Origin of the sequence: Acidovorax kalamii (genome assembly GCF_002245625.1) — a bacterium.
In the GTDB taxonomy this organism is placed as follows: Bacteria; Pseudomonadota; Gammaproteobacteria; order Burkholderiales; family Burkholderiaceae_C; genus Acidovorax; species Acidovorax kalamii.
On the sequence record NZ_NOIG01000015.1, the window covers coordinates 116077 to 122611 of the forward strand.

Below are 6535 nucleotides of genomic sequence, written 5' to 3' on the forward strand. Positions count from 1 at the left end.
ACCGGCCGCTCAAGCCGCAAACCCGCCGTCGATCAGCAAGCTCGCCCCCGTCACCATGCCCGATTCGGGCCCGGCCAGGTAGGCCACCATGCCCGCGATCTCGTCGGGGTGGGCATGGCGGTCCAGCGCCATCAGACCGTGCATGTCGCCCGCCATGGGGCCGTCGGCGGGGTTCATGTCGGTGTTCACGGGGCCGGGCTGCACGTTGTTCACCGTGATGCCGCGCGGGCCCAGGTCGCGCGCCAGGCCCTTGGTCAGGCCCACGATGGCGGCCTTGCTCATGCCATAGACGCTGAAGCCGGGCCATGGCACGCGGTCGGAGTTGGTGCTGCCGATGGTGATCACGCGGCCATAGGCACCGCCCTGGCCCATGTGGCGCACGGCGGCCTGGGTGGCCACGAACACGGCGCGCACGTTCACGTTGAGCGTGTGGTCGAAGTCGGCCAGCGAAAAGCTGTCCAGCACGCCCGCCACGGCCACGCCCGCGTTGTTGACGAGGATGTCCAGGCGGCCCAGCGTGCGGGCGGCGTGGTCCACGGCCTGCGTGAGGGCGGCGGCGTCGGCGCTGTCGGCCTGCAGGGCCAGGGCCTTGCCCCCGCTGGCCTCGATGGCCGCCACCAGCGCCTGGGCCGGTGAGGCCGAGCTGCTGTAGGTGAAGGCCACGGCCGCACCGTCGCGCGCCAGGCGCCGCACGATGGCCGCGCCAATGCCGCGTGCGCCGCCGGTGACCAGCGCCACCTTGCCCGCCAGGGGTTGGTGTGTGGGGGCGGATGCCAAAACAGAAGACATGGTGTTTCTCCAAAAAAGAGGGGGATCAAAAAGGCCCGAAAACGAACCAGGAACCCCTGCAGTGTCAGAAAACCATTGCCCGCGCGGTAGCCACCAATGGGCTGGATGAATTTCAACCCAAGGTTGAAAATACCGGCCATGCAACCGCTCAGCCACCTCGAATCCTTTGTGCAGTCTGCCGAGTCCGGCAGCTTCTCGGCCGCCGCGCGCTTGATGGGCCTCACGCCCGCGGCGGTGAGCAAGAACGTGGCGCGGCTCGAAGCCAGCCTGGGGGTGCGGCTGTTCCAGCGCAGCACGCGGCGCCTGGCGCTGACCGAGGGCGGGCAGCGCCTGCTGGCGCAGATCGGGCCGCCGCTGACCGCGCTGGCCGACGCGGTGGACCATGCAGCCGAGGCCGAGCAGCAGCCTGCAGGCACGCTCAAGGTGAGCATGGGCCAGGCTTTTGGCCGCGCCTACCTGGTGCCGCTGCTCACCGAGTTTTTGCAGCGCTACCCCGCCATCCAGCCCGACTGGCGTTTTGAGAACCGGCAGGTGGACCTGATCGGCGAGGGCTTTGACGCGGGCATTGGCGGCGGCCTGAACCTGAACCCCGACATGGTGGCGCGCACGCTTGGGCCCATCCATCTCGTGGTGGTGGCCGCGCCCGCGCTGCTGCAGGGCCGCAAGGCGCCACGCCACCCCGCCGACCTGGCCGCCTGGGACGGCATTGCACGCCGCGCCATCCGCACGGGGCGCGTGCCGGTGACGACCCTGCGCAACAAGGCGGGCGAGGCCGCGCCGGTGGAGTTTCGCCCCCGCATCGTGTTCGACGACCCCGAAGCCATGTGCCAGGCGGTGCTGATGGGCCTGGGCGTGGCCGTGCTGCCCATGCCGTTTGCACAGCCCTGGCTGGCGCGTGGCGACCTGGTGCGCCTGCTGCCCGCCTAGTGGGCCGATGCCGGGCCCACCATGCTGTACTACCCCAGCAAGAAGCTGCTGCCCGCGCGCACGCGGGTGTTTGTGGACTTTGTGGTGGAGCAGTTCAGCCGGCGCGGGTTTGCGCAGCGGGTGCGGGCGGATTGAGGCGGGCCCTGCCCCTGCATCCATTCATCACGTCATCACGTCATCTTTGGCTGGCGCAAAGGTGGCGCCTTCTACACTGGCAGACACGCCCCCACGCCCCCACCGAAGGAGTCCCGCATGCCCATCCGCTGGCCCGTCTGTTGTGCCTCGTTGTCGCTTTGCCTGCTGGTCGGCGGGGTCGGCCTGGTGGCCAGCACTGCGCATGCGCAAACCGTCGCCACGTCCACCTGGCGCGAATCGGCCACGGCAGAAGAACAGGCGCTGGACGCCGCCGCCTTCCAGCCCGTGGAGGCCGCGCTGGCCACGCAGTACCCCGATGTGCAAAGTGCGGTGGTCGTGCTGCGCGGCCGGGTGGTGTACCGCTTCTACCGCGACGGCGAGCCGGAGAGGCTGCGCGATACCCAGTCCGCCTCCAAAAGCGCGCTCTCGGCCCTGCTGGGCACGGCCCTGGCGCAAGGCCGCATCGGCAGCGTGGACCAGCGCGTGGTGGAGCTGATGCCCGAATGGGCGCCACTCAACCCCGACCCGCGCGCCGCCACCATCACGCTGCGCCACCTGCTGACGCTGACGGCAGGCTTTGCGCTGGATGGCGGCCCGCGCACCCGCTCGGGCACTGCAGCCCCTTTGCCCGTGCGCGAGGCCTGGGCCAGGCCACTGGCCGCCGACCCGGGGCAGGTGTTTGCCTACGACAACTCCGTGACGCCGCTGCTGGTGGCCGTGCTGGAAAAAGCCACCGGCATGCCCTTGGCCGACTATGCGCAGCAGCAGCTGGTGGCTCCCCTCGGCCTGGCCGCGCCGCGTTACCAGGGCAGCATCGTGCACCTGCGCACGCTCGACATGGCCAAGCTGGGCCAGCTCTACCTGCAGCGCGGCCAGTGGAACGGCCAGCCGCTGCTGCCCGGGGCGTTTGCCGATGCGTCCGTGCAGGTGCAGCACGCGGGCGGCCCGCCCGTGGGGCTGCCCTATGGCTACCTTTGGTGGGTGGTGCCCGGCAAGGCGGCGCGGCCCACCTTCATGGCCAGCGGGTTTGGCGGGCAGTTCATCTGGGTGTACCCGCCGCTGGACCTGGTGGTGGCCACCACGTCCACCGTGTCGCCCGAGAGCGGCCAGCGCGGGCAGGCGCTGCACCTCATCCGCAACCCGGTGTTTGCAACGGTGCAGCGGCGGGTGGCAGCGGAGCCGAAATAGCGCAGGCTGGCCTTACTCCCTCTCCCCTCGCGGGAGAGGGTCGGGGAGAGGGGGCCTGTGCAAGGCGCTGTGCCTCATCGCCCCCTCTCCCCGCCCTCTCCCACATGGGGAGAGGGAGTGAACCCCGGCGCCTTAGTGAACACATGGAGAGCCCCTAAGGCTTGCGCACAAACGCCACCTCCAGCCCCTGGGCCGTCACGGTGATGGGCCCGGGCTGCAGGCCCAGGCCGTCGAACACCGCCGTGTCCTGCGGGCGCAGCTGGTGCAGCGTGACTTCGCGCAGCGACTGCTCGGCCAGCACGGGGCCATAGGCGTTGAGCAGGTCGGTCACGGCGGGCTTGAGGGTGGGGAAGTCCAACCGCCCCAGTTTGATCTGGTGCGCACGCAGCGTGCGGTCGCTGGCCTCGTAGCGCAGCGCAAATTCCACGTCGAAGCTGCCGCCGTGGCTGCGCCGCAGCGCGGGGCCCGCTGCATCCACGGCCATGGTGGCGCCCAGGCGGTTCACGGCGGGCAGCAGGCGCAATTGTGGTGCCTGCAGGTTCAGATCGAACAGGCCCTGCACCGGCACGCTGCGGGGGAATTTGGTGCCCACCATCTCCTGCAGCTGGGCCAGCGGTACGGTGTAGCTGGGCTGGGCCAGTGCACCACAGCCGATGAACAGGGCCACGCTGCCCAAGGCCAGGCTGCGGGTGGTGGTGCTCAGAAACTGGCGGCGGTGGTGCATGGCATGTCTCCTGGAAGGAGCTGGGATGTGCGCAGGCAAAAAAAGTGCCGCAGAAGAGCACTCGGAAACACTCCGAGGCACTCAGAAATGCCGCCGACTACCGCCCCACCACCGACCAGCCCGCCTGCTGGTTGGTCTTGTCGTTTTCATACTCCCAGGCCGTGCCGCAGCGGTCGCACACATAGCGGGTGAAGGTCACGGGGCCGTGGTCGCGGTCTTCCTTGCGGTTGCCGCGCTGCACCAGCTCGGCGTGGCCCGGGGCCTTGCGCCAGTTACGCTGGATGCCCTGGCAGGGCTCGCACAGGGCCATGGGTTGCAGTTCGCGTTGGCGGGCCGGGTCTTTGGTCATGGTGGGGTGGCCTTCTGGTGTTGGCAAGCGGTGGGGGATCAGGATGCGCCGCGTGTGCGGTGGGGCGGCTACTGTAAGGCACTGGCGCCCCGCCCCGGCAGCGCAAAGGCCCGATTGCATACAAAAAACGCCGTTACCGCGCAATAGACAAGCGCATCAAGCTATCAAAACAAGAGCATCATGACTACAGCGCCTTGCCCATGCGCGCGTTGTGCAGCACCACGCCCGCGCGCTCCACGGCCTGGCGCGTTTCCACGGCAAAGCCCCGGGCCGCAAAAAAGGGCTCGGCCGCCAGGCTGACGTCCGCCCACAACCGCGCCAGCCCCTGCTGCGCGGCCTGCGCATGGATGTGCGCCATCAATGCGTGGCCCACGCCCTGGCGCGCAAACGCCGGGGCCACAAAAAACATATCGATGTAGCCACCGGGCTGCAGGTCGGCAAACCCCGCGATGGCGCCGCCATCGGTCTCGGCCACAAAGGGCTGGTTGGCCTGCATGCGCGCAGCCCATTGCGCGGCGTCGTGCTCGGAGGGGGCCCAGGCGCCACGCTGCTCAGGGGTGTAGCAATGGCAGGCCAGGCCATGCACCGAGGCATGAAACACCGCGCGCAGCGCCGGTGCGTCGCCCGTGCGAAAGGGGCGGATCCGGACGATGGGTGTCATGGCGCAGGCACCATGGCCAGGCTGCGCAGCCGCAGGTGCGTGGGGTCGTCGGCTACCACCGGCAGCTGGTGCTTGGACTGCAGATAGTGGTGGGTGAAAACGTCCAGGTACGCATCCAGCACCTGCGCGGCCTGCGCCTCGCCCGCCAGCTCCAGGCACAGGCTGGCGACCTCGCTGGTGCAGAAGTGGTCGTCGCGGCGCGAGCGGCGCAGCTGGTAGCGCGAGATCTGCTCGGACGCCAGGCTCAGCACCGGAAAGCGGTCGAGGTAGGGGCTTTTGCGGAACATCTTGCGCGCCTCGGGCCAGGTGGCGTCGAGCAGGATGAACAGCGGGCGCTTCCCGTTCGGCGCGTGTTCCGGCGCGACCTGCGTCACCACCCGCTCGGGCGCCACAAACTCGCCGGGAAAGACCACATACGGCTGCCACTGCGGGTCGGCCAGCAGCGCGAGCAGGCCCGGCTGCACCTCGGTGCGCGCCCAGCCAAACGCAAAGGTGTCGGCCACCACATCGGCGATCAGCCAGCCGGTGTTGCTGGGTTTGAGCGGTTCGATGTCGGCCATCAACAGGCACATGCCCGCGCGCGTGGGCACCTGGGGGCGCAGTGCGCAGATGCAGTGGCTGGGCACCAGGCGGCAGCCCGCGCAGCGCTCGCCCTTGGGGCCGCCGCGCGCCAGAAAAGGTTTGGCGCTGCGGGCCAGGCGCTCGGCGCGCAGGCGCGAAACGGCGTGCGGCGCAGCGGCAGCGTGCTCACCCATCCACATGCTCCAGCGCAAACAGCGGCAGTTCGGCCCGGCGGCTCAGCCACACGCCGCCGCCCAGCTCGATGGCGCCCTGCTGCAGGCCACGCCGGTACAGCTCGGCGCGGTGGCGGAACACGCGGTTGTCGGTCAGGTCTTCGTCGATGATGTCGCGTTCGTAGTCCTCGCGCGAGACGGCCTCGACATACAGCGCGCCTTTGCACAGGCGCCCCAGGTTGTGCAGCGCGGTCTTGAGATCGGGCGGGCTCAGGTAGGGCAGCACGCCCTGGCAGATCACGAAGTCGAACGGCTCGCTGGCCGCATAGTCCACCACCGAGCCCTGCTGCCAGCCAAAGCGCTCGCACAGGTAGGGGCTGAACTCCACGCCCTGGTAGCTCGCAGCGGGAAAGTGCTGCGCCACGATGTTCTTCCACAGCCCGATGCCACAGCCCACGTCGAGCACGCGGTGCACCGGCACGCGCAGGTACTTGAGGTAGCTGCACACAAAGGTGCCCAGGCGCTCCATGTGCTGCGGGTCCACCACGCTGGTTTTCTTGTCGAAGTAAAAGCGCTGGTAGTAGGCCTCGTCGAAGGTGGTGGCGCTGGCGGATTTCAATGGGCGGTCCTTGTGGGCAGGGAAGACAGGGAGGGCGAGAGTATCCCGCACCTCCATGGAGAACCTGTTTGCGGTCTTTTCAGGGGGGCGTGTAGTCTGTCGCCATGGATTCGATGATCTCTGCCGCCGCCCGCGCGCTGGCGGGGGGCGACGCCCTCACCGCGCTGCAGCGGGTGGCCTTGCGCGACGACCCGCCCGCGCTGGCCCTGCGCGGCATCGCCATGGCCCAGCTGGGCGAACACCCGCGCGCCCGCGAACTGCTGCGCCGCGCCGCCCGCGCGTTTGGCGCCCACGAGCCCGTGGCCCGCGCCCGCTGTGTGGTGGCCGAGGCCGAGGTGGCCCTGGCCCAGCGCGACCTGGGCGGCGATGGCAGCAAGGGCCCCGCAGCCCTGCTGGCAGCGGCCCACAC

At 69.7% G+C, this 6535-nt stretch carries 7 protein-coding genes and 2 pseudogenes; 3 read left to right on the top strand and 6 right to left on the bottom strand.

Going from position 1 to position 6535, the window contains the following annotated elements:
• Positions 1-9: 9 nt before the first annotated feature.
• Entirely contained in the window at positions 10-789 is a 780-nt protein-coding gene (locus CBY09_RS23045) for an SDR family oxidoreductase (RefSeq protein WP_094291900.1), read from the bottom strand.
• A gap of 138 nt (positions 790-927) precedes the next feature.
• Here CBY09_RS23045 and CBY09_RS23050 point away from each other — a divergent pair.
• Both CBY09_RS23050 and CBY09_RS23055 read left to right on the top strand, forming a co-directional pair.
• Positions 928-1851 (top strand): annotated as a pseudogene (locus tag CBY09_RS23050) (LysR family transcriptional regulator).
• 117 nt (positions 1852-1968) lie between these two features.
• Complete coding sequence (locus CBY09_RS23055; RefSeq protein WP_094291901.1) at positions 1969-3039, top strand: serine hydrolase domain-containing protein; 1071 nt, start codon at positions 1969-1971, stop codon at positions 3037-3039.
• 154 nt (positions 3040-3193) lie between these two features.
• Here the strand turns inward: CBY09_RS23055 and CBY09_RS23060 are convergent, their stop codons facing one another.
• The 5 genes from CBY09_RS23060 to CBY09_RS23080 form a co-directional block, all read right to left on the bottom strand.
• The gene (locus CBY09_RS23060; protein ID WP_094291902.1) at positions 3194-3763 is read right to left on the bottom strand and encodes a DUF1439 domain-containing protein; all 570 of its coding nucleotides are present in this window, start codon (positions 3761-3763) and stop codon (positions 3194-3196) included.
• Between the two features lie 97 nt (positions 3764-3860).
• The gene (locus CBY09_RS23065; protein WP_063459727.1) at positions 3861-4112 is read right to left on the bottom strand and encodes a hypothetical protein; all 252 of its coding nucleotides are present in this window, start codon (positions 4110-4112) and stop codon (positions 3861-3863) included.
• A gap of 184 nt (positions 4113-4296) precedes the next feature.
• Positions 4297-4773, bottom strand: coding sequence for a GNAT family N-acetyltransferase (locus CBY09_RS23070; RefSeq protein WP_094291903.1), 477 nt, complete (start codon positions 4771-4773; stop codon positions 4297-4299).
• Positions 4770-5528 carry a tRNA-uridine aminocarboxypropyltransferase gene (locus tag CBY09_RS23075; RefSeq protein WP_094291904.1) on the bottom strand — a complete coding sequence of 253 codons (759 nt, stop codon included), beginning with the start codon at positions 5526-5528 and terminating at the stop codon, positions 4770-4772. The genes CBY09_RS23070 and CBY09_RS23075 overlap by 4 nt, the downstream gene beginning before the upstream one ends.
• Entirely contained in the window at positions 5521-6126 is a 606-nt protein-coding gene (locus CBY09_RS23080) for a class I SAM-dependent methyltransferase (RefSeq protein WP_094291905.1), read from the bottom strand. Before CBY09_RS23080 ends, CBY09_RS23075 begins: the two co-directional genes overlap by 8 nt.
• A 104-nt stretch (positions 6127-6230) precedes the next feature.
• On the opposite strand from CBY09_RS23080, the pseudogene CBY09_RS23085 reads away from it, so the two are divergent.
• A pseudogene (locus CBY09_RS23085) lies at positions 6231-6535 on the top strand (helix-turn-helix domain-containing protein); the annotation flags it as partial.

Bases quoted from the DNA above. Each gene is read 5' to 3' on its own strand.
- CBY09_RS23045 (WP_094291900.1), bottom strand. From the start codon at position 789: ATGTCTTCTGTTTTGGCATCCGCCCCCACACACCAACCCCTGGCGGGC.
- CBY09_RS23055 (WP_094291901.1), top strand. From the start codon at position 1,969: ATGCCCATCCGCTGGCCCGTCTGTTGTGCCTCGTTGTCGCTTTGCCTG.
- CBY09_RS23060 (WP_094291902.1), bottom strand. From the start codon at position 3,763: ATGCACCACCGCCGCCAGTTTCTGAGCACCACCACCCGCAGCCTGGCC.
- CBY09_RS23065 (WP_063459727.1), bottom strand. From the start codon at position 4,112: ATGACCAAAGACCCGGCCCGCCAACGCGAACTGCAACCCATGGCCCTG.
- CBY09_RS23070 (WP_094291903.1), bottom strand. From the start codon at position 4,773: ATGACACCCATCGTCCGGATCCGCCCCTTTCGCACGGGCGACGCACCG.
- CBY09_RS23075 (WP_094291904.1), bottom strand. From the start codon at position 5,528: ATGGGTGAGCACGCTGCCGCTGCGCCGCACGCCGTTTCGCGCCTGCGC.